Source organism: Rubrobacter taiwanensis (genome assembly GCF_004337705.1).
Classification (GTDB): Bacteria; Actinomycetota; Rubrobacteria; order Rubrobacterales; family Rubrobacteraceae; genus Rubrobacter_C; species Rubrobacter_C taiwanensis.
In genome coordinates this window covers 1-20,538 of the sequence record NZ_SKBU01000020.1, presented here as the reverse complement: position 1 = coordinate 20,538, position 20,538 = coordinate 1, and the positions used below count along the sequence as shown (strand labels likewise).

Annotated in this window: 21 protein-coding genes and 1 pseudogene; 12 read left to right on the top strand and 10 right to left on the bottom strand. The window is 67.8% G+C overall.

What is annotated here, in order from left to right; translation table 11 throughout:
- Position 1: 1 nt before the first annotated feature.
- From E0L93_RS16470 to accC, 3 genes are all read left to right on the top strand, one after another.
- Positions 2-136 (top strand): hypothetical protein, encoded by a 135-nt coding sequence (locus E0L93_RS16470; protein ID WP_279387493.1) that lies wholly within the window; start codon positions 2-4, stop codon positions 134-136.
- Between the two features lie 190 nt (positions 137-326).
- Complete coding sequence (accB, locus tag E0L93_RS11445) at positions 327-833, top strand: acetyl-CoA carboxylase biotin carboxyl carrier protein (protein ID WP_165874320.1); 507 nt, start codon at positions 327-329, stop codon at positions 831-833.
- The gene (accC, locus tag E0L93_RS11440) at positions 830-2,212 is read left to right on the top strand and encodes an acetyl-CoA carboxylase biotin carboxylase subunit (RefSeq protein ID WP_132692034.1); all 1,383 of its coding nucleotides are present in this window, start codon (positions 830-832) and stop codon (positions 2,210-2,212) included. The genes accB and accC overlap by 4 nt, the downstream gene beginning before the upstream one ends.
- A gap of 91 nt (positions 2,213-2,303) precedes the next feature.
- Here accC and E0L93_RS16340 read toward each other — a convergent pair.
- Positions 2,304-3,263 (bottom strand): annotated as a pseudogene (locus E0L93_RS16340) (AI-2E family transporter); the annotation flags it as partial.
- Between the two features lie 189 nt (positions 3,264-3,452).
- On the opposite strand from E0L93_RS16340, the gene E0L93_RS11430 reads away from it, so the two are divergent.
- Positions 3,453-4,283: a DUF1385 domain-containing protein gene (locus tag E0L93_RS11430; protein ID WP_132692030.1), complete on the top strand. Its 831-nt coding sequence runs from the start codon at positions 3,453-3,455 to the stop codon at positions 4,281-4,283.
- Between the two features lie 21 nt (positions 4,284-4,304).
- On the opposite strand, the gene E0L93_RS11425 is transcribed toward E0L93_RS11430, so the two are convergent.
- Positions 4,305-5,693, bottom strand: coding sequence for a circularly permuted type 2 ATP-grasp protein (locus E0L93_RS11425; protein ID WP_165874319.1), 1,389 nt, complete (start codon positions 5,691-5,693; stop codon positions 4,305-4,307).
- A gap of 194 nt (positions 5,694-5,887) precedes the next feature.
- Between E0L93_RS11425 and E0L93_RS11420 the strand changes: the two genes are divergently transcribed.
- The 7 genes from E0L93_RS11420 to E0L93_RS16650 all read left to right on the top strand — a co-directional run bounded on the left by E0L93_RS11420 (position 5,888) and on the right by E0L93_RS16650 (position 9,691).
- Entirely contained in the window at positions 5,888-6,571 is a 684-nt protein-coding gene (locus E0L93_RS11420; protein ID WP_243638213.1) for a DnaD domain-containing protein, read from the top strand.
- Positions 6,507-7,367 carry an ATP-binding protein gene (locus tag E0L93_RS11415; protein WP_132692024.1) on the top strand — a complete coding sequence of 287 codons (861 nt, stop codon included), beginning with the start codon at positions 6,507-6,509 and terminating at the stop codon, positions 7,365-7,367. Before E0L93_RS11420 ends, E0L93_RS11415 begins: the two co-directional genes overlap by 65 nt.
- Before the next feature lie 15 nt (positions 7,368-7,382).
- Positions 7,383-8,009 (top strand): hypothetical protein, encoded by a 627-nt coding sequence (locus E0L93_RS11410; protein WP_132692022.1) that lies wholly within the window; start codon positions 7,383-7,385, stop codon positions 8,007-8,009.
- A complete protein-coding gene (locus E0L93_RS11405) occupies positions 7,996-8,859 on the top strand; it encodes a ComEC/Rec2 family competence protein (RefSeq protein ID WP_132692020.1) in 864 nt (287 codons plus the stop codon). Before E0L93_RS11410 ends, E0L93_RS11405 begins: the two co-directional genes overlap by 14 nt.
- 31 nt (positions 8,860-8,890) lie before the next feature.
- Entirely contained in the window at positions 8,891-9,151 is a 261-nt protein-coding gene (locus tag E0L93_RS11400) for a hypothetical protein (RefSeq protein WP_132692018.1), read from the top strand.
- An 80-nt stretch (positions 9,152-9,231) separates the two neighbouring features.
- Entirely contained in the window at positions 9,232-9,450 is a 219-nt protein-coding gene (locus E0L93_RS11395; protein WP_132692016.1) for a YjzC family protein, read from the top strand.
- Between the two features lie 85 nt (positions 9,451-9,535).
- Positions 9,536-9,691: a rubredoxin-like domain-containing protein gene (locus E0L93_RS16650; RefSeq protein WP_424511428.1), complete on the top strand. Its 156-nt coding sequence runs from the start codon at positions 9,536-9,538 to the stop codon at positions 9,689-9,691.
- Between the two features lie 218 nt (positions 9,692-9,909).
- On the opposite strand, the gene E0L93_RS11390 is transcribed toward E0L93_RS16650, so the two are convergent.
- From E0L93_RS11390 to E0L93_RS11355, 8 genes are all read right to left on the bottom strand, one after another.
- Entirely contained in the window at positions 9,910-10,383 is a 474-nt protein-coding gene (locus E0L93_RS11390) for an Hsp20/alpha crystallin family protein (protein WP_132692014.1), read from the bottom strand.
- Between the two features lie 82 nt (positions 10,384-10,465).
- Positions 10,466-11,302 carry an SDH family Clp fold serine proteinase gene (locus E0L93_RS11385; protein WP_132692012.1) on the bottom strand — a complete coding sequence of 279 codons (837 nt, stop codon included), beginning with the start codon at positions 11,300-11,302 and terminating at the stop codon, positions 10,466-10,468.
- A 14-nt stretch (positions 11,303-11,316) separates the two neighbouring features.
- Entirely contained in the window at positions 11,317-12,105 is a 789-nt protein-coding gene (locus E0L93_RS11380; RefSeq protein WP_132692010.1) for an adenine nucleotide alpha hydrolase family protein, read from the bottom strand.
- Entirely contained in the window at positions 12,102-14,528 is a 2,427-nt protein-coding gene (locus E0L93_RS11375) for a Lon protease family protein (RefSeq protein ID WP_132692008.1), read from the bottom strand. The genes E0L93_RS11380 and E0L93_RS11375 overlap by 4 nt, the downstream gene beginning before the upstream one ends.
- Positions 14,529-14,641: 113 nt before the next feature.
- On the bottom strand, positions 14,642-15,328 hold the full coding sequence (locus E0L93_RS11370) for a hypothetical protein (RefSeq protein WP_132692006.1): 687 nt from the start codon (positions 15,326-15,328) through the stop codon (positions 14,642-14,644).
- A gap of 47 nt (positions 15,329-15,375) precedes the next feature.
- On the bottom strand, positions 15,376-15,510 hold the full coding sequence (locus tag E0L93_RS11365; RefSeq protein ID WP_132692004.1) for a hypothetical protein: 135 nt from the start codon (positions 15,508-15,510) through the stop codon (positions 15,376-15,378).
- A gap of 129 nt (positions 15,511-15,639) precedes the next feature.
- The gene (locus tag E0L93_RS11360; protein ID WP_132692002.1) at positions 15,640-16,791 is read right to left on the bottom strand and encodes a site-2 protease family protein; all 1,152 of its coding nucleotides are present in this window, start codon (positions 16,789-16,791) and stop codon (positions 15,640-15,642) included.
- A 6-nt stretch (positions 16,792-16,797) separates the two neighbouring features.
- A complete protein-coding gene (locus E0L93_RS11355) occupies positions 16,798-19,425 on the bottom strand; it encodes an ATP-dependent Clp protease ATP-binding subunit (RefSeq protein ID WP_207890462.1) in 2,628 nt (875 codons plus the stop codon).
- Between the two features lie 235 nt (positions 19,426-19,660).
- On the opposite strand from E0L93_RS11355, the gene E0L93_RS11350 reads away from it, so the two are divergent.
- On the top strand, positions 19,661-20,383 hold the full coding sequence (locus tag E0L93_RS11350; protein WP_132692000.1) for a sigma-70 family RNA polymerase sigma factor: 723 nt from the start codon (positions 19,661-19,663) through the stop codon (positions 20,381-20,383).
- Positions 20,384-20,538: the final 155 nt, after the last annotated feature.

The following is a 20,538-nucleotide window of genomic DNA, read 5'->3' as shown; positions in this document are numbered from 1 at the left end:
GGTGATCGGCCTCGCCGTCGGCACCACCGACTGGGGTGCTCTGCAGCTGGCAGGATGGTGGCAACTGTGGTGGACGGTTCCGCTGCTGGCGGGCTACGTCAGCCGCGTAATCCTCCTGCGGCGGTCTTCGAGGTAGGCCGTGGCAGGGAATAGCCGCTACCGCCGGGTACTGTCGGAGGCAGGGGTGGAAGATTAACCGGACAGTGGTCAAAAAACAACCACTGAACTTGTCTTTCTTGGCATCCTTCGCTCTCGGGTTTGAGTCGCGCGGACGAATGGGGGTGTTGCGGGGAAGGCGGCGACCTGACCTGTTACAATCTACTTCCATGTCGGAGCTTAGAGAGAGAACCGCCCGGGAGCGGGCCGGGGCCGAGGGAGATCAGGAAGAGAGCCTGCCGCTGGAGACGGTCCGGCAGGTCGTCGAGCTGCTCGTCGAGAGCGGGGTGGGGGAGATCACGGTCCGCCGGGGCGAGTTGGAGGTCAGCGTGAAGGCGAAGGGCGAGGCGGCTCCGGTGGTGCAGCCGGCCTTCCAGCGCTCTGAGGCTCCCGCGGCTCCGGAGACGCCCGACTCCGGGCCGGAGTGGGAGGGGTTGCACGTGGTCCGCTCCCCGATAGTGGGCACCTTCTACCGGGCCCCGGCGCCGGGCGAGGAGCCGTACGTGGAGGTCGGGGATAGGGTCTCTGCGGGCCAGACGCTGTGCATCGTAGAGGCGATGAAGCTGATGAACGAGATTCCCTCCGAGGTGGCCGGGGTGGTCCGGGAGATCCTGGTCGAGGACACCTCGGGGGTCCAGTACGACCAGCCGCTGTTCGTCATAGAGCCGGAGGAATGATAAACAAGGTTCTGGTAGCGAACCGGGGGGAGATCGCGCTCCGGGTAATCCGGACCTGCCGGGAGCTCGGGATACCGACCGTGGCCGTCTACTCCACTGCCGATGCGGACTCCATGCACCGCTTGCTGGCCGATGAGGCGGTGTGCATCGGCCCGCCGCCGGCGGTGAGAAGCTACCTGAACATCCCGGCCATCATCTCCGCCGCCGAGCTCACCGGGGCTGATGCGATCCACCCCGGCTACGGATTTCTGGCCGAGAACGCGCGGTTCGCCGAGATCTGCGAGCGCTGTGGCATAAAGTTTATCGGCCCGAGCTCGGAGGTCATCTCGAAGATGGGTGACAAAGCCGCTGCGCGCCGGATAGCCTGGGAGGCGGGTGTTCCCATCACGCCCGGCAGCGAGGGCGTCTGCTCGGACGCCGGTGAGGTGCGCCGGGTCGCCCGTGAGGTCGGCTACCCCATAGTGCTCAAGGCGAGCGCCGGCGGCGGGGGAAAGGGGATGCGCGTCGTACGCTCGGAGGAGGAGCTGGAGGCGGCTCTGACGGCGGCCCGGGCGGAGGCCGAAGCCGCCTTCGGGAGCGGTGCGGTCTACGTGGAGCGGTTCGTGGAGCGGTTGCGGCACGTGGAGGTGCAGGTGCTCGCCGACGCGCACGGGAACACGGTCGCCTTCCCGGAGCGCGATTGCTCTGTTCAGCGGCGCTATCAGAAGCTGATCGAGGAGTCTCCGGCGCCGGGTCTTGAGCCGGAGCTGCGCGGCCGGATGCAGGATGCCGCGGTGGCGCTGGCGGAGGAGATCGGCTACGAGGGTGCTGGGACCGTGGAGTTCGTGCTGGCCGACGGCGAGTTCTACTTCATGGAGATGAACACCCGTTTGCAGGTGGAGCACCCGGTCACGGAGATGGTGACCGGCGCGGATCTGGTGGCCGAGCAGATCCGGGTTGCGGCCGGGGAACGGCTGGGAGAGCACAACCTGGAGCCGGTGGGGCACGCGATGGAGTTCCGCATCAACGCCGAGGACCCGCGGCGCAACTTCCTCCCGCAGACCGGGCCGGTAGAGTTCTACAACCCGCCAGGCGGCCCCGGGGTGCGGGTGGACTCGCACCTGTACACAGGGTACACGATCACGCCGTACTACGATTCGCTGCTGGCCAAGCTCGTGGTGTGGGCCGAGGACCGGGCGGCGGTGGTCCGGCGCAGCCTGCGGGCGCTGGAGGAGTTCGCCTTCACCGGGGTGGAGACGACGATCCCTTTGCACATGGCTATTCTGGAGGATGAGGAGTTCGCTCGCGGCGGGGTCCCGACCGGTTTTCTCGCCGCCCGGAGCTTCCAGAGCTCAGAAGGCCGGCTGCGGCTCTCCGCAGCCGCGCGAGCGGCTTCCTGAGCTTCGTCCGGTCCTTTCCTCCGGGGGGCGGGGGGGAGTCCGGGTCTTCGCCCATCTCGTCCATGCGCCGGACCCACAGCTCTTGCACCAGCACCTGAATCGCGGCGACCAGCGGGACGGCCAGCAGGAGCCCCACGAGTCCGAAGAGCGTGCCCATGATCAGGATCGCGAAGAGGACCACCGCCGGGTGCAGGGCCACGGCCCGGCTCATCACCACCGGCTGGAGGATGTTCGACTCTATCTGCTGGATGGCGGTGTAGGCCACGATAACCCAGATGGCTGAGATCAGGTCCCCCGAGACCAGCGCCAGCAGCACCGGCGGGATGACCGAGATCACCGGCCCCACGAACGGGATGAAAGAGATGAGCCCGGAGAAGACCCCGAGCAACACCGCGAACTGGATCCCGATGATCGAGAGCGCGATAGCGGAGAAGATCCCGATGAATATCATGGCGGTGAGCTGGCCCAAAAACCACCGCTGGACGGTGCTGTAGGTTCTGGAGAGAACCTCGCGGACCCGGGGCCGCCAGCCGGCCGGGAAGAGGGAGACGAAGCCGTTGACGACCGGCATCGGGCTGATGGAGAGGTATATGGTGCCGATCGCGATCACGAGCGCCATGGAGATCACGGTCACCACGCTGACCCCGAGCCCCGCTGCGGCGGCCAGCGTGTCCATCGAGAGCAGGTTCTGAGCCTGGCTCATGAGCTCGTTCATGTTCAGCTCGAAGCCGACCTCCAGCCCGAAGCGGGTCTGAACGTCCTGAACGAAGTTCTGGGTCGCCGCCAGCAGGGCCGGGAACTCCTCTGCGAGCTGCTCGGCCTGCTCCCGGACGACGGGGGCTATGGAGACGCCCGTGATCCAGAACACGAGCGCCAGAGCGCCCAGGACTATCACGACTCCCAGTCCCCGGGGGACGCCCCTGCGGGCCATGTAGTTGACCGGGGCGCTCAGGATGATCGCGAAGAGGAGCGTCAGGAGCAGCGCCAGCACGATCCCCCGGATCTGGTAGATGAAGAGCGCGGAGAATAGGACGGCGAAGAACAGCGCCACCCCGACGTAGACCGCCCGGTAGATGGACCCGGCCTCGGGATCCTTCAAGCTCAAAGCTCCTCTCAAACAAAGCTCTGCGTGTGGTTAGAGTCTACCAGCTTCGCAACTTCTTCAGGAGTCCGCGGCCCGGTGCGGCGTGCTATCCTTCTGCGCTTAGAGAGCATACCCTGGAAAGGAGCGCGGGCTTATTTGAGCGGTGAGCGAGCACCCGGACTGGAGAGCGGGCCCGGTCTCACGCTGGGTGGGATGGCCCGCCCCGCCGGGATAGACTTCTTCGGCCCCAACTACCGCAGCGCGGCCCGCAAGCGCGACCGGAACATCTGCGTCTGGGTGGAGCGCTCCGGCGGGTGGCGGCCCGGGAGCGGGGCTTTGCGCCGGATCTCGCGCTGGCCGGTGATCCGCTCCCTGCTGTTCTGGGCGAACTTCCTGCTCCAGGTCCTGGGCTCCCTGAAGACTTTGCTCTCCTTCCTCGCCCTTCTGGCCGGAATGTTCGCCCTCCTGCGGATCCTGGAGTTCGGGGCCGCCGCCGGGGGAGCTCTTCCGGGCGGCGCGCTGGAGCTGCTGGCGACCTTCCCCATCCTGCCGCTGCTCCTCGTACTCTTCGCCGTGATGCGCCTGACCGCGCTCGGCCGCTACCACGGCGCCGAGCATAAGGCGGTGGCGGCCTACGAGCGGACCGGCACGGTGACGCTGGAGGAGGCCCGCAGGTCCAGCCGCATCCACCCCCGCTGCGGCACCAACATCCTGATCTACATCCTCGCCGCCTCGCTTATCGAGCCGTTCGTGAGCTGGTGGCCTTACGCCATCCTGCAGTTTCTGCTCATCTCCGAGGCATGGTTCGTCTTTGGGCAGACCCGCCCCTCGATAGCCGTCGGCAACTTCTTCCAGCGCTATTTCACCACCGCCGAGCCCCGGCTGGGGGAGCTGGAGGTCGCCGTGGAGTCGCTGAGGTTGCTGATCAGCGCCGAGCGCTACGGACGCGAGAGCGATTCCCCGATCCTGCTCGAGGCCCGCTACTGAGCCTTCGGGCGCGGGGAGACTTCAACCGGCCAGCACCCAGGTGTCTTTCATCTTGCCTCCGCTGGAGATGTTGGTGAGGCGCCTGCCGGGGGATGCGACCCGCGCCAGGGAGCCGGGCACTACCTCCACCGTGTCCCGGTCCGGAGCGAGCGCTATGACGCGGTAGTCCGCATACGAGTCGCGCAGCAGGAGCTCGTCGCCTTCGGCCGTGCAGATGACGTGGGTCGAGAAGTCCACCACCTCCTGAGCGATGAACTCCACCGGGTCGGCCTCCACCAGCCGCCGGAACCGCTCGATGTTCTCCCCGGACTCTTCCGGCCCGATCATGACCTCCTTGCCGCCGTAGCCGCCCCGGCTCTTGATCACGAGCTCCTCGAAGTGCTCCAGGACGTACTTCCTGTCTTTCGGGTCGGCGAGCGAGAGGGTCTTCGGGTTCTGCAGGATGGGCTCCTCCCCGAGGTAGGTGCGGATCATCTCCGGTATGAAGGCGTAGACGCCCTTGTCGTCCACCACCTCCGAATTGGGCGCGAACAGCACGTGCACCCTCCCCTCCACGTGGCACTCGATGAGCTCGGGCAGCTCCGCGTAGAGCCGGTCCTCGTCTACGCGCTCGTAGACCACGTCTATCCGGCGCCCGGTGGGCCTGTGCACCAGATACCCCTCGCCGTCGAAGCCGAGCTCGTGCGTCTCGGCCAGAATGGCGTCCATCTCCCGGGCGTAGATCTTGTGGTCCAGGTAGAACTGGTCCTCCGGGCCGCCGGAGACCACGGCGAGCACGGGCTCCGGAGCCCGGGAGGCCGCCCGCAGGCACTCCCCGAGCCGCTCCAGCCAGCCGTCGAGAGGGCGTACCGGAAGGCGCGAGTGCGACTCTGGGAAGACCACCCCAGCCGCCGTTCTGCGGCGCCGGGTCATCGGCGCCAGCCCCACGGGCATCTTGGCGTTCTCCTCGATGACCTGATACTCCCACCGGCCGTTCCGCTCGACCGCCACGATGTCGAAGGCCACCTGGCGTACCGGGACCTCCCCGAAGCGGTTCGGGGTGGTCGTGTCGTAGAGGATGCTGGACTCCAGGATCTCCTGCGGGACGACCTCTTCCTTTCCGGCCTCTAGCCGGCGCAGGAACTCGTTGATGGCGCGCATCCGCTGCTCCACGCCCCGCTCCAGCCGCTCCCAGTCTTCCGCCGGGACTATGCGCGGCACCCAGTCCGTGGGGTGCGTCCTGTCACCCTCCGGTATGCCGAGCTCGTGCTGCTCTCGAAGCAACAGCTCGTGCGCTCTCTCGGCCCTCTCCCGCCACCCGCAAGCGCCCATCCTCTCGAGCTCCTCCAGGACCGGGTGGTAGGGCGGGCGCGGGCTGCCTTCCGCGTCGAAGACCTCGTTCGGGGCCGGAAGTTTGCGCTCGAACCTCACGGGAGAGGAATTATACAGTCTCGCTGCGGGTATATGCCCTGAACCGGTGACCGGCGTGCTCGCCGTCCTCATCCTGCCCGCGGTCTTCGGCCCGCCGGGCGTGGTGGGCTGCGTCAAGAACTCGGGGTGGCAACCATGGTAGTTCTGCCGCTGCCCGTGGAGAGCGGCCCCGTTGGCGACTATACTGACCGGTGATGCGGAAGATCAGGCTCACACCCCCGGCGCAGAGAGGGGCGCGGGGCGCCCGCGCCCGGCTCTATATCCGCTGGATGCCGCACCTCGGAGCCGAGGCGGTAGCCCTCTACGAGCTGTTGCGCGTCCTCCCCGATGTGGGGCTGGACGCCCCGGAGCTGGAAGAGCTCGCCGAGCTGCTGAGATCTACCCCAGAGTCGGTGGAGCGCTCGCTCGAAGCGCTGAAGAACGCCGGTTTCGTGGCCGAGCGCGACGGCTGGCTGGAGGTCGCCGAACACCCGCCGGTGGCCGCCGGCGGCTCCGGAGATTCCGGCATCGAGGTCGTGCAGGCCGGGGCAGAGGGCGTCACGCCGGACGACTACTTCAGGTACATGGGCACCCTGCCCGCACCGCATATCCTGGAGTTCCTCAACGGCTACTGCGAGCGGGACGGCATGACGCCGGACGCCGTGCGGGAGGCGCTCAGGATCGCCAGCGAGCGCGACGCCCGGCGGGTCGGCTACGTGCGCTCCATTCTGGAGCGGTGGGTCGAGCGGGGCGTGAGGACCGTAGAGGACGTGCGGCGGTTCGAGGAGGACCGGCGGCTCAAGCTCGTTGCCGAGGGCGGGAAGGGGGTGAGCTATGGAGAGAATAGATCGGCTGCTGCCCGACGCAAGGAAGGCTATGAGTGGTTCTTCGGGGAGTAGGCGGGAGGCCCGGGCGCTGCGGCTCGACGACAACGTCTGCCCGCACTGCGGCCGGGAGCTGGAGTCTGAATGGGTGGAGTTCCCCCCCGCCCTGCAGAAGAAGTACGGCCGGCCGGGCGAGTGGTACGTGCATCCCTGCACCCCCGAGTGCGAGCGCAAGAACGAACGCAGGGAGTGGGAACTCGCCCGCCGGGAGGCCCGCATCAGGAGCCTGCTGAAGCGCAGCGGTCTCTCCGAGCGCCTGAAGCGCTGCACCCTCTCGAACTTCAACCGGTTCTCCAACACCGCGGCCACCCGGGCCTTTGAGAAGGTCACGGCGTACATAGACGGCTGGGAGGAGAACCGGGAAGCCGGCCGGGGACTCTACCTCTGCGGGGACGTGGGGACCGGCAAGACGCACCTCGCCGTCGCCGTGATGACCGAGCTGATCCGGCGCCGCCGGGTCCCCTCGCTCTTCGTGACCGTGCCCGAGCTCCTGGACAACCTGCGCCTGGCGTACAACGACCCGGGGCAGGACATAGACGAGTGGATGCACAGCGTCAAGAGCGCGGACCTGCTGGTGCTGGACGATCTGGGGAGCGAGAAGCCCACCCCGTGGGTGCAGGAGCGGCTCTTCGTGGTCATAGACCACCGGTACCGGGAGATGCTGCCCACGATCATCACCTCCAACATCGGGCCGCGGGACCTGGGAGACAAACTCGGCGCGCGCACGGCGAGCCGCATCGTCTCCATGTGCGAGGGCATAGAACTGGACGGACCGGACTACCGGGAAGTTTCGGCCCGGGGAGGACGCTAGGAAGAGGACGGAGAGATGCGCGACGAGTTCCTCATAACCCGCCAGGGCAAGCAGTACGTGTTGTTCGCGGGGCTTCTGGACGAGGCTCACAGCCGCGGGCTCTCGGGCATAGACACCGAGCTTCTGCAGGTCCCGGACGAGTCCAACGGCAACACCGCCATCGTCAAGGCCACCGTCACCATGGAGGACGGCCGCACCTTCTCCGGAATCGGGGACGCCAACCCCGAGAACGTCGCGCGCAATATCACGCCGCACATCATCCGCATGGCCGAAACGCGGGCGAAGGCGCGCGCTCTGCGGGACGCCGTGAACGTCGGCGCCACGGCGCTCGAGGAGCTCTCCGACGGGGACGACGCTCCGCCCGCGAGCTTCCCGCCGCCGCGAGGCCGGGAGAGCTCCCGGCCGGACGGGCGCAACCGCCCGGTACGGCCCGTGGAGGAGGCCAAGGATGAGAGGTCCTCCCGCCCCGCGGCGGCGCGTCCGAGCCAGATCAACCTCCTGCGCACGCTCGCGGTCGAGCTGCGCGGAGAGAACGGCGTCGAGCGGCTGGAGCAGAGGATCGGGAAGTCCCTGACCGAGCTCACTCGCGCCGAGGCCGACGAGTGGATCGACCGCCTCACCCCGGCGGATGAGGATCGCTAGCGGCCTGCGCCTGCTCTTCCCGGCCCTGCTCGCGGCGCTGCTCGTCGGCTGCGCGCAGCTGCCCGTCATGGGCCAGCCCCCGCCGGCCGGGGCTCTGGTCCTCCACTTCATAGACGTGGGGCAGGGAGACTCCATCCTGGTGCAGAGCGCCGGCGAGAACTACCTGATAGACGGCGGCAGACCCGAGGCCGGCCCGAAGGTGGTAGATTTCCTGCGGAGCCGGGGCGTCGAGCAGCTGGACGGCGTAGTCGCCACCCACCCGGATGCAGATCACATCGGCGGGCTGGCGGACGTGCTGGATTCCTTCCCGGTGGAGACCGTCTACCTCTCGGGAGAGAGCAAGGGCACCACCACCTTCAACGAGTTCCTGCGCGCCGTCCGGGACTCGGACGCGAGGGTGGAGCGGGTGCGCGAGGGGTACAGCATGGAGTGGGGCCGGGCGCGGGCGGACGTGATCGCGCCGCCTCCCGGCGAGCTCTCCGAGGAGCCCAACGACAACTCCGTGGCCATCCTGCTGACCTTCGGCCCGGCCCGGGCGCTGATGGCCGGCGATGCCGAGGCCGCGCAGGAGCGCTACATGGCCGAGGGCCCCTACGCCGGACCGCTGACCGTGCTCAAGGTCAATCATCACGGGTCCAATACCAGCACCACGCCGCTCTTTCTGAGCCGCTTCCGGCCGCAGATCGCCGTGATCCAGGTGGGCGAGAACTCCTACGGGCACCCCACGCCCCAGACACTGCGCCGCCTGAAGACCGTCGGCGCGCGGGTCTTCCGCAACGATCTGCACGGGGACATCACCGTCACCATAAAGGACGGCCGGGTGGACGTGGCGGTCTCCAAAGGCGGGTAGCGGGTCCGCTGGCTGGTAATATGAGGGCACCATGGAGCCCGGAGACACCGAATCTCAGGCGCGGGCGCTCCTGGCGTCCCGCAGGATACTGGCCCGGATGAAACTGGAGCTGGTGGACCGGGGAGAGGCGGCCCCGGGGCTGTTCGGCGAGGAGGACCGGGAGCTGCTGCGGGACGACACCCAGGAGCGCCTGCGGGAGGATCTGCGGACCTTCGCCGAGTGGCACGCGGCGCTGGGCACCGACCCCGAGGCCGCCCTGCTCCGGATGCGCCGGGATCTGGAGGGCCGGTAGCCGGCCCTTGTGCCCGGCCGGACCCCGCGCTAATAGGAGGGGTAGGGGAGTTTGTTGATGCCGAGAGGAGGTGGCTCACCGTGGCAGCGCGGGTTCTGGAGCGGGTGATCTCCCGCTACCGCCCGTACGCCCCGACTTTCAAGCCGGGCGACCGGGCCCCGTTCTCGGGCACGTACGTGTGCGACCGGGGGACCATGCTGCCGCCGGTCTACGTCCAGCTCTCCAGGGGAGAGCCGTTCCCCGAGGTGGCGGGACTGGGCCCGCACACCCGCTGGCGCGAGACCAACATCCAGGGTTGAGAGCCGGTTGTGGAGGCATAACCGGCCCTCTCACCGGGTACAAGACCGGATATCAGTGGCAGCGAGCCAGGAAGGGGCGCAACTTATGCCGGACGACCGGAACGACGAGCCGGACGCGGTCCCCGTTCTGTGGGCCTGCACCCGGTGCGGATACAGGGCCGAAGGAGAGCTTCCGGAAAGGTGCCCTGAGTGCGGAGCTCCCCGGGAAGAGTTCGACGAAGTCCCCGTGCCGGGGTATTGAGCCGCCTCACCCCGGCACGGGGAACGGGCGGAAGGAGTCTCATTGATCCGGCCGGCTCGGACGAAAAGAACCCCCCGGTCGGGGGGCGGATCTCCGCGGCCGGCATCTCCACAGCCCTCTCTGGCCGGGCCGGGCCTGGCTCCCCTCGCCGGAGCCGACTTTCCGAGAAAGTCGTCCTGCCGGCCGCGGACTCCGAGGTCCCGGCGCGAGAGCAGCTCTCAGGAGGTTTCGCCCTCGATGGTCTTCTGCTCCCCGCCGGTCTCTATGGCGATCTTCTTCGGCTGGACCTCGGCGACGGCGCCGGGCAGCACCACCTCGAGCACGCCGTCCTTCAGGGTCGCCTTGATGGAGTCGGCATCCACCTCGGCGGGGATGGCCATGCTCCTCCGGAAGGCCCCCACCGGCGCCTCGCGCAGGTAGTAGCTGACCTCCTCACCCGCCAGTGGCTTGCGCTCGCCGCTGATGGTCAGGGTGTTGCCGTCCACCGTCACGTCTACGTCCTCCAGCGCGACCCCCGGCAGATCGGCATGGATCACCAGGTCACCGTCGCGGGCGAACGCCTCCACCGGCGGAGCCCAGATCCCGGCCGCCTCTCCGCGACGCTCGCCGAAGAAGCCGCGCATTATGTCGTTGAACATGCGGTCTACTTCACTCTGCAGATCCCAGAACCCACGGAACGGCGTCAGCGCCATGCTACCACCTCCTTTTCGGCTGTTACCTTCCCTTCCGCTTTAGGTATTAGCGAGCCGGAAGCGAGATGCAAGTCGGCATCTCTCAGGGACCTTTGCCATCCGCGGGACGTTCGGCCGGGCGGGGAGGCGAGGGGACGTACTCCACGGAGGTCTGCCTGCCCCTTGGCTGCGGGTAGAGCTTCATAAGTGCGTGCACCTCTTTGGGGACCCCGACTCGCACCGGCAGACCGAGCTGCCGGAGCGTCTCCGGCTCCAGAGGGTGGTCGTGGGTCCAGACGCCGGTGGAGAGCAGCCGGGCGACACCGCGCGCCCGCTCCGGATCTATATGCTTCTCCAGCAATCCGGTGACGAAGCGTTCTACCTGCCACAGCGCCTTACGGCTTATGTCCGCGAGGATGAGGGTGCGGTCTTCGGGGGAGCTGGATCTCTGCGCAGCCGCGACTATGGAGGCCGCCGGATACCCCCCGATCTGGGGGTCTACCGGGCCGAGGGCCGCGTGCGGGTCCACGACTATCTCGTCGGCGGCCAGAGCGATGAGCGTACCTCCGCTCATCGCGTAGTGCGGCACGATCGCCCGCACCGGCCCCTCATGTTCGGCCAGTGCCGAGGCGATCTGGCTCGCCGCCAGGACCAGCCCTCCTGGGGTGTGCAGAACTATGTCTATGGGCGTCCCCGGTGGCGTGGCCCGGATGGCGTTCAGAACCCCTTCGGCGTCGTCGATGTCTATGTGCCGGATGAGCGGAAATCCCAGAAGCGACATGGTCTCCTGGCGGTGTATGAGCGTGATCACCGTGGAGTTCCGCTCGGCGGCCAACCGCGAGAGGGCCCGCTGGCGCATGGTCTCCAGAAACCTCCGCTGAAGGAGCGGCTGCAGCGCCGCCAGGATGAAGAACAGCCACAACAGATTGAAGATGTCCATTCTCTCAGCTTCTTTCACGCTTTTACATCTGGAACCCTCACGAGCAGGACGGGGCAGCGGCTCTCCTCCAGCAGCGCCTGCAGCGGCAGCCCGGCGGCACTCTCGCCCCGCGCGGCGAGGACCAGAAGGCTCCCCCCCTCTTCCCGCAGAGCGCTCAGGATGGCGGGCAGCTCCACGGCGTGCAGCCGCCGCACCCGCGCCCCGAGCCTCTCGGCTAGCTCCGGCGGCACTCCGGGCGCGCCCGGCGGAGCCAGAAAGACCAGCGGGCTTCTCCGGAGCCGCGCCAGGCCGGCGACCATCTCCATGACTCCGGAGGAGGGGCGCTGCTCGTAGAGCACCAGGACCGGCCCCCCGGACCGGCCGTGCTCGCAGAGCACCAGGACCGGAGCGTCGCCCCGGGCAAGCGCCTCTCGAACGCCCGGAGATGCCAGCTGAGAGGGGGCCCCCAGGATCAGGAGATCCCCTCCGGAGATGCCCGCCAGGGCTCGTACGGTCCGGAAGGCCCACGGGACCCGGCTGCGGGCGGTCTCGGAGAGCGCGGCCCGCGCCCGGCTGGCGTAGGCGTGCACCCCCCGCCGCAGGCCCTCGCCGCTCAGCTCCCGGACCGCGCCGGAGAAGGGATCCACCGCCCGCAGGAACGGCAGGCGCGGCAGGCGTTCCAGGTTAGGATCCTCGACGAAGAGGGCGGTGAGCTCGGTCTTCAGCTCCTCGGCCAATCCGACCGCCGTCCTGATCGCGGCCGGATTCTCGGGCGAGGCACTCAGCAGCACCAGGACCCTCCGGATGGAGGGGGAATCGTTCATCGCTGTTCCTCCTCTTCGCTCTCCTCCGGAGCGCGCGGCGGCGAGCTCTGGCGCAGCTTCCTGCTCAGCTCCGCCAGCCGCCGTTCGACCATGCCGTTGACCGTACCCTCCGGGTAGCCGCCGCTCTCATCCCGCTCCCCGGCCGGGAGGCCGGTCAGCAGCTCTATACCCTCATCGACCCGCTCGACCGGATAGACGTGGAAGCGCCCGGCTCGGACGGCCTCGACTACCTCCTGCTTCAGCATCAGGTGCTGCACGTTAGAAGCCGGGATTATTACCCCCTGTTCCCCGGTCAATCCCCGCTCGCGGCAGATGTCGAAGAAGCCCTCTATCTTCTCGTTCACGCCCCCGATAGCCTGAATGTCCCCGTGCTGGTTCACGGAGCCGGTGACCGCAAGCGACTGCTTCACCGGTACGCCCGCGATCGCCGAGAGTAAGGCGTAGAGCTCCGCCGAGGATGCCGAATCCCCCTCGACCCCGCTGTAGCTCTGCTCGAAGACCAGGCTGGCGGAGAGGGAGAGTGGCCGCTCGGAGGCGTAACGGGCCCCGAGGAATCCGGCGAGTATGAGCACGCCCTTGGAGTGTATCGGGCCGCTCAGCTTCACCTCCCGCTCGATATCCACCACCTCGCCCCGTCCCAGGCGGACCCGGGCGGTGATGCGGTTCGGGCGCCCGAAGGCGAAGCCGCCGAGCTCTATGACGGAGAGACCGTTGACCTGACCCACCCGCTCTCCGGCGGTGTCTATGAGGATCGTGCCCCGCAGGATCTCCTCCTGTATGCGCTCCCGCAGGCGGTCGGATCTCCGGATGCGGGCGTCTATGGCCCGCTGCACGTCCGCGGCGGTGACCGCGCCGTTGCCGTTCTCCCGCGCCCAGTAGTCGGACTCTCGCAGAACCTCCGCGATGCTCTCCAGGTGTATGGAGAGCCTGCCCGCATCCCCGACCAGCCGCGAGGTGTGCTCGATGATCCGAGCCACCCCGGTGCGGTCGAAGGGCATGAGCCCCTCCCGCCGGGTTATCGCGGCGATGAGCCGGGCGTAGAGGAGCTGGTTCTCCTCGGTGCGTTCCAGCTCCTCGCTGAAGTCCGCGGCCACCTTGAAGAGTTGCCCGAACTCCGGATCGAGAGCCGAGAGCAGATAGTAGAGCAGCCGGTCGCCGAGCAGCACCACCTTCACGTCCAGCGGCACGGGCTCCGGCTCCAGCGAGATGGTGCTGATGAGCCCCATCGCCTGCCCGGGCGACTCGATGCGCAGCTGCCGGGAGCGGAGGGCCCGCTTGAGCCCCTCCCACGCGAAGGGCTGCGTAAGCAGCCGGCGGGCGTCCAGGATCAGGTACCCCCCGTTGGCCCGGTGCAGAGCCCCCGGCCGGATGAGGTTGAAGTCCGTGATCAGCGCTCCCATCTGAGAGACGTACTCCACCCGGCCGAGCAGGTTCTGGTAGGTCGGATTGTCCTCGTAGACTACCGGGGCGTAATCGGTCTCGGAGTTGTCCACCAGCAGATTGACCCGGTAGCGCCGGGCCGGGGGCGGCTGGGAACGGTCGCCCCCGGCCGGCTCCTGAGCCTCGCCGCCGGAAGAGAGGAACTCCCGCGCATGCCGCACGATGTCCCGCCGCACCGCGTCGAGATGCTCGACCACCGCAGCGAACTTCGCGTACTTCTCTTGCAGATCCTCTATGCGGGCCCCGACGGCGAAGTTGGTTACCTCCCGATTCAGCTCCCGGAGGCTCCGTTGCATCTCTCGCTGCCAGCGCGGCATTTGGGCGAGAACCTGCTGCAGCTCCTGCTGCAGCCGCTCGACCTCCTCCTCGATCCGGCGGCGCTCCGCCTCGGGCAGCGCCTGCAGATCCTCCGGAGAGAGCACCTGCCCGCCCCGCAGCGGAGCGAAGACCCATCCCATCGGGGTCTGCAGCAGAGCCAGCCCCCTCTCCTGAGCCTTCCGCCGCAGCTCCGTGAAGGCCCGGTTGGAACGCTCCCTGAACTCCTCCTCTATCGCCTGGCGGCGCGCCTGGTACTCCTCGCTCTCAAACGCGCTGGAGAGCGCCGGGCGCAGCTCCTCCACCAGCTGCTCCATGTCCTGGCGCAGCCGAAGCCCCATGCCGGCCGGAAGCCGGATCGCCCGGGGCCTCTCCGGATGCTCGAAGTTGTAGACGTAGATCCAGTCAGGAGGCGCCGGACGGCTCTCGGCCCGGCGAGTCAGGAAGTGCCGGGCCAGAGGGAACTTGCCCGTCCCGGGCGGCCCGAGGGCGAATATGTTGTAGCCCGGATGCTCTATGCCCACCCCGAACCTCAGAGCCTGAACGGCCCGGGACTGACCCAGCCGCCCGTCCTCCAGAGGCTCCACCTCGGCCGTGGTCTCAAAGGGCAGGCTCTCGGGCACACACCGCCTGTAGAGCTGCTCCGCGTCTAACCCCCGGTTGGCCATGCGGCTCCACACCTCCCTGAAAACTCGCGCGCAAACGGTATTTTAGACCCGCCGGCATACCTCCGCACCGGAGCAGGGGAAAGGGCCGGGCGCCCGGTGTGGTCGTTCTCTTCTTACGTTCCGGGGGTGGGGGCGCTGGCCTGCCGGTTATCGCCGCCGGGGGTTTCTCTCCGGTGGCGCTGGCCTCCGGCGGGTATTCGGGGCGGGGTGGTTTTCTCCAGGGCGGTTGCGATCCTTTCGAGGTTATCGATCATCCGGTCCATCCTTTGGACGAGGCTTTCTATGCTCTGGCGTTGGACGTAGCGGTGGTCCTTGTAGATGATAGGGTTGAGGTTCCAGCGGGTTTCGTAGGATTTGCCGGCCAGGTCCTTGTATCTGGTGGTCACGGTGATGCCTCCCGTGATGCCCTTCTCTCTGAAGAGGGGCACCAGGGAGTCGAGGTCGTCCCAGTAGGCTGAGATCTCGCCGTCGGGGGCGAGGAAGTCCAGCCCCTGCTTGAAGTAGGGCAGATCCGAGACGACGAATCCGTCCGAGCTCTCGACGGGGTCCGAGAACTCGAACGAGATGTCTCTGGCGGCGCCCTCTCCGACGTTGCGCACGACCACGACGACCTGTGGCAGGCGGCCGTAGTCGGCGTCGACTATGACCTGAGGGTGACTGCCGGCGATGCGTTCATCGCGCATCTCCTGCAGCGTCTCCCGGCTGACCCTCACTTGAGCGTAGTATCCCAGTCCTATGACCGCTACGAAGATCGCGCTGATAATCGGGGTGGCGATCTGGGCGATCTCTACCACGTTCATGGGCCCCCTCCTTGAGAATGACCGGCGGGCGGCGCGCGCCGCCCGCTTTAGAGACCTTTCGCCTCTGCCTCGCCCTCAAGAAGATCGACGATGGCGAACCTTCCCTCGCTCAACCGTCCCGGCGAGACCACCAGCGAGGTTCCCAGTCTCTCCTGGCGGAAGCTCTCCTCACCGGCCGGCACTCGCCGGCGGCCTCAACCAGTTGCCCGATCTTCTCGCTCTGCCCGCGCAGCTCGGTGCTCGCTGCGATTTTAGTCACCCGGTTTCGCAAGTCTCTCACCTCCTCTTCTCAATGACACTACAGCACGAAGTTAAGGTTGGGGACGCCTGCCGCCGGAGCCGAGAGTTCCGTATCCCCGCACCGGCAGCCGCCGCAGCAGGCTGGCCTGTCCCAGATCCTCCATGCTGAGCAGTCCGACGAGCTCCTCGCCGTCGCAGACGGGCAGCGTTCTGAAGTCGTTCTCCTGCAGCAGCCGGTGCGCCTCCTCGAACAGGTCGGCCTGCGGGGAGATGGTTGGGAAGCGCCGCCGCATGAGCTCGCCCACGCGTGGGGCGTGCTCCCGGGAGCGCGCCGCGTCGAAGATGTCGTTGCGGTAGAGCATGCCCACCAGCCTTCCCCGCTCGTCGAGGACCGGGAAGTCCTCCTGATGGCCGTGGATGAGGGCTTCGAGCACCCGCTCGAAGGGATGTTCAGGGGCGAGCGTCTCGGTGCGGGAGCCGCGGCGCATCACGTCCGCGACGATCAGGCCGCGCATCAGCTCCCGCTGGCGCATGGCCTGTGCCTCCCCGGCGGCGGCGAGGAAGATGAAGACGGCCACCAGGGTGAGGATCAAGTTGAAAGTCAGGAGCCCGATCACGAAGAAGAGGATAGCGAAGGCCTGGCCTACGGCCGCGGCGATCTCCGTTGCGCGCACGCGGTCCATCCGGGTCGAGAGGAAGGCTCTCAGGACCCGGCCGCCGTCCATCGGGAAGGCCGGCAGGAGGTTGAAGACGGCCAGGATGACGTTGACCAGGCCCAGATAGGAGAGGAAGTAGCCCGCCGCCTCCTCTACGAGCGCGGCCGGATGCGGGACGGCGAGGGGAGAGATGCCGTAGAACAGGTAGGCCGCGCCGTAGAAGAGGGCCGCCAGGGCCACGTTCACGGGGGGACCGGCTATGGCTATCTTCAGCTCGTCAAGAGCCTTCTCGGGGAAGGTCTTAAGCCGGGCCATCCCTCCCATGGGGAGGAGCACTATGTCCTCGACCTCGTAGCCGAGACCCCGGGCGACCAGTGCGTGGCCGTACTCGTGCAGGACCACGAATACGAAGAGCAGCACGATGAGCCCGGCCAGCGCGAGAGCGCCGGCCGGGCTGCCGGTCTGCGTGAGGCCCAGGACCCCGAAGAAGGCCAGGAGCAGGAAGAAGGTCCAGTGGACCTTCACCTCTATACCGAGATACCGCCCCAGGCTGAAGGACCTGCCCATGCCGCTCTACCGCTCCTCCGGGGCCCCGGCGGCAGCGCCTTCGAGTACCTCGAAGGTGAGCTCGCCGTCCTCGGCGCCGACGACGACCCTGTCTCCCGGCCCGAGCGAGCCGTCGAGCACCATCCGCGAGAGCGCGTTGTCCACGCGGCGCTGGATGGTGCGCCTGAGAGGCCGTGCGCCGAACTCCGGGTCGAAGCCCGCCTCGGCCAGCAGCTCCACCGCCGCGTCGGTGAACTCCACCTCTATCCCCTGGGCCCTCAGGCGCCGCTCGGTCTGCCGCAGCAGGAGCCGGGCTATCTGGGCGATCTGCTCCCGGCTCAGAGCCCGGAAGATGATGATCTCATCTATCCGGTTTATGAACTCGGGCCTGAAGGAGCGGCGCACGATCTGCATCATGTCCTCCCTGAGCTCCTCGAGGGACTCCTTGCGCCGGGCGTGGGCCTGGATCCTCTCCGCCCCCAGGTTGCTGGTCATGATGATGACCGTGTTCTTGAAGTCCACCGTGCGCCCCTGCGCGTCGGTGAGGCGCCCCTCGTCCAGGATCTGCAAGAGGATGTTGAAGACGTCCGGGTGGGCCTTCTCGATCTCGTCCAGAAGCAGGACCGAATACGGACGCCTCCGGACCTGCTCGGTGAGCTGGCCGGCCTCCTCGTAGCCGACGTAGCCCGGAGGCGCGCCCACCAGCCGGCTCACCGTGTGCCGCTCCTGGAACTCGCTCATGTCTATGCGCACCATCGCCGCCTCGTCCCCGAAGAGGGCTTCGGCCAGCGTGCGCGCCAGCTCGGTCTTGCCCACGCCGGTGGGGCCCAAGAACAGGAAGGAGCCTATCGGGCGGTTGGGGTCCTGAAGGCCGGCCCGGGCGCGCCTTATCGCCTCGGCCACCGCCTCAACCGCCTCGTCCTGGCCGACGACCCGCTCGTGCAGCTGGCCCTCCAGCTTGAGCAGCCGGTCGCGCTCCTCCTCGGTGAGCTGACTGACCGGGATGCCGGTCTGGCGGCTGACCACCTCGGCTATGTCATCGGCCGTCACCTCGGCCACAGCCTGCCTTCCGGCCCTGAAGGCCCCAAGCCGGTCCTGCAGCTCCTGCAGCTGGCTCTTGAGCTCCTGGGCCTTCTCGAAGTCCTCGACGGCCACGGCCTGATCCTTCTCCCGCTTCAAGCGCTTTATGTCTTCCTCGAGCGCCCTGGTGTCCTTCGGCTTGGTCTTGGTGCGCAGCCGTACCCGGGCGGAGGCCTGATCCATGAGGTCTATGGCCTTGTCGGGCAGGAACCGGTCGGTTATGTACCTGTCAGAGAGCTCGGCGGCCGCGACTATGGCCTCCTCGGTGATCCTGACCCGGTGGTGCGCCTCGTAACGGTCCTTGAGACCGCGCAGGATCTCTATGGTGTCCTCCACGGAGGGCTCCCCGACGAGGACCGGCTGGAAGCGCCGCTCCAGAGCGGCGTCCTTCTCTATGTGCTTGCGGTACTCGTCGATGGTGGTCGCCCCTATGCAGTGCAGCTCGCCGCGTGCCAGCGCGGGCTTGAGCATGTTGGAGGCGTCCATCGCACCCTCAGCCGCTCCGGCTCCCACGACCGTGTGCAGCTCGTCGATGAAGACGATCAGATCCTCCGAGTTCTCCCTTATCTCATCTATGACCTTCTTCAGACGCTCCTCGAACTGCCCCCGATACTGGGTGCCGGCGACCATGCCGGAAAGATCGAGCGCCACAACCCGCTTCCCGCTCAGGGTCTCGGGCACCTCGTCGTTTACTATCCGCTGCGCTATCCCCTCGACTATCGCCGTCTTGCCCACACCAGGCTCCCCGATCAGAACCGGGTTGTTCTTGGTCCTCCGGGAGAGGATCTCGATCGTGCTCTCGATCTCCTCCGAACGCCCGATCACGGGGTCCAGCTTCCCCTCCCGAGCCATCTGCGTGAGATCCCGGCTGTACTCGTCCAGCGTGGGAGTGCCGGAACTCTCCCGCGCCGCGCCGCTCTCGTCCACCCCGCGCACGACGGCCCCGCGCAGCCGGGTGTGCGAGAGCCCGAAGCGCCGGAGCAGCCTGCCGGCCTCCGACTCCCCATCGCGGGCCAGCGCCAGCAGAATGTGCTCCGGCCCGATGTAGGAGACCCCCAACTCCTGCGACTCCTCATAGGCCGCAAGCAGCGTCCGCTTGGCGTCCGGCGCCAGCGAAGGAGCGGTCTCCGCACGCTCACCCCGGCTTGCCTCCTCCTCGAGCTGAGCCCGGATGGCCCCGGGATCGGCGTCGATGCCCTCAAGCACCCTCCGGACGACCTTGTCCTCCAGCGCCGCGTGAAGCAGATGCTCGCTCGTCAAATCCGAACTGCCCCACTCCGCCGCCCGCCGGGCCGCCCGCTGTAAAAGCTCGTTGGTGGCGTCGGAGAAGAAACGGGTTATGTCCACCTGCTCCGCCGCCCGCCGCTCAGACCCCCGGACCGAGCCCCGCTCTTCCAACGGCTCGAAGAACCGGGAGAAGAACTCGTCGAAGAGACTGCCTCCCCCCAAAGAAGACCGCCCGCCCCGGGCCTCCGCAGCGTGAAGCTCACACAGGTGCTCAACCCTGCTGGGACCGCCGGGCACTATGCGCCTAATCCTTACCGTCGCGGGACGAACCCCGCACACATCACACATCCTCGTCGCCAATTTGATACCTCCCTCTCTTACAGGTCAGCTCCGGTCGCCTGCGGCGGAGCCCCCGCCCCGCCACAACAGCTATTCTACCTCTCAAATACAGTTTATAAACATGTTTTTTACAGAATACTCCGAATTACTGTCCTGAGGCTGTGTTTAAAAGCGATCTGATACGGGGTATATAGGGAACAGATTCCCGGGTTTCGAGGGATTCTTCTGCAGGAGGGTTGTGGTTATGAGTGGGGTGTTGAGCGAGCATGTAGAGCGGCGTCTGGCGCGGCGGGCGGCTGCGGGGGACCGGGCTGCCCGGCGGCGGCTTATAGAGGGGAATCTGGGCATGGTTGCGGCTTTGGCCCGGAGGTACGCCCGGAGGTGGGGTGTTTCGCTGGATGATCTGTTGCAGGAGGGGGCTCTGGCCCTCGTGCAGGCGGTGAACAGCTACGATCCGGGCCGGGAGATGCGGTTCTCCACCTATGCTGCGTGGTGGGCGCGGCAGGCCATCCGGCGGGCGGCCGTGGCGCAGCTGGGGCCGGTGAGGGTGCCGGAGAGGGCGTGGAGGGCGCTCTACGACGGGGCGCCGGGGGAGGGCTGGACGGACGAGGAGCTCGGGGCGGTGCGCCGGGCTTTGCAGCCGGTGGCCTCGCTGGAGTCGCTCGTCGGGGAGGACGGAGACGAGCTTGGGGAGCTGCTTCCGGATCACCGGGCCGAGGACCCGGCCGAGGTGGCGGCCCGGAACGACGCCCGGCGCCGGCTGGCCGAGGCGCTGGCCGCGCTTCCGGAGCGGCAGCGCACCATCTTGAGCCGGCGCGCCGGGTTCTCCGGCGCGCCGGAGAGCCGGACGGCCATCGGGGAGAGTCTGGGGATCTCCCGCGAGCGGGTACGCCAGCTGGAGAGAGCCGCACTCGACGAGCTCGGAGAGCGGGGAGGAGAGCTGGGGCTGGAGGGGCTTGTGGCCTAAGACCGCATCCCGGCGAGGCGAGGGAGAAGGGCGGGCTCCGGTCCCGGAGCCCGCCCTTCTTACGGTTCTACTGGCGGCTGATCAGGATCAGGTACAGCAGCGTCAGAAGCGCCGTCAGAGCCGCCGCAATGTAGGTGAACGCCGCCGCCGTAAGC

Excerpts from the sequence above, each read along its gene's own strand:
- accB (WP_165874320.1), top strand. The coding sequence starts at position 327 with ATGTCGGAGCTTAGAGAGAGAACCGCCCGGGAGCGGGCCGGGGCCGAG.
- accC (WP_132692034.1), top strand. The coding sequence starts at position 830 with ATGATAAACAAGGTTCTGGTAGCGAACCGGGGGGAGATCGCGCTCCGG.
- E0L93_RS11420 (WP_243638213.1), top strand. The coding sequence starts at position 5,888 with ATGCGGAAGATCAGGCTCACACCCCCGGCGCAGAGAGGGGCGCGGGGC.
- E0L93_RS11415 (WP_132692024.1), top strand. The coding sequence starts at position 6,507 with ATGGAGAGAATAGATCGGCTGCTGCCCGACGCAAGGAAGGCTATGAGT.
- E0L93_RS11410 (WP_132692022.1), top strand. The coding sequence starts at position 7,383 with ATGCGCGACGAGTTCCTCATAACCCGCCAGGGCAAGCAGTACGTGTTG.
- E0L93_RS11405 (WP_132692020.1), top strand. The coding sequence starts at position 7,996 with ATGAGGATCGCTAGCGGCCTGCGCCTGCTCTTCCCGGCCCTGCTCGCG.
- E0L93_RS11400 (WP_132692018.1), top strand. The coding sequence starts at position 8,891 with ATGGAGCCCGGAGACACCGAATCTCAGGCGCGGGCGCTCCTGGCGTCC.
- E0L93_RS16650 (WP_424511428.1), top strand. The coding sequence starts at position 9,536 with ATGCCGGACGACCGGAACGACGAGCCGGACGCGGTCCCCGTTCTGTGG.
- E0L93_RS11390 (WP_132692014.1), bottom strand. The coding sequence starts at position 10,383 with ATGGCGCTGACGCCGTTCCGTGGGTTCTGGGATCTGCAGAGTGAAGTA.
- E0L93_RS11385 (WP_132692012.1), bottom strand. The coding sequence starts at position 11,302 with ATGGACATCTTCAATCTGTTGTGGCTGTTCTTCATCCTGGCGGCGCTG.
- E0L93_RS11380 (WP_132692010.1), bottom strand. The coding sequence starts at position 12,105 with ATGAACGATTCCCCCTCCATCCGGAGGGTCCTGGTGCTGCTGAGTGCC.
- E0L93_RS11375 (WP_132692008.1), bottom strand. The coding sequence starts at position 14,528 with ATGGCCAACCGGGGGTTAGACGCGGAGCAGCTCTACAGGCGGTGTGTG.
- E0L93_RS11370 (WP_132692006.1), bottom strand. The coding sequence starts at position 15,328 with ATGAACGTGGTAGAGATCGCCCAGATCGCCACCCCGATTATCAGCGCG.
- E0L93_RS11360 (WP_132692002.1), bottom strand. The coding sequence starts at position 16,791 with ATGGGCAGGTCCTTCAGCCTGGGGCGGTATCTCGGTATAGAGGTGAAG.
- E0L93_RS11355 (WP_207890462.1), bottom strand. The coding sequence starts at position 19,425 with ATGTGTGATGTGTGCGGGGTTCGTCCCGCGACGGTAAGGATTAGGCGC.
- E0L93_RS11350 (WP_132692000.1), top strand. The coding sequence starts at position 19,661 with ATGAGTGGGGTGTTGAGCGAGCATGTAGAGCGGCGTCTGGCGCGGCGG.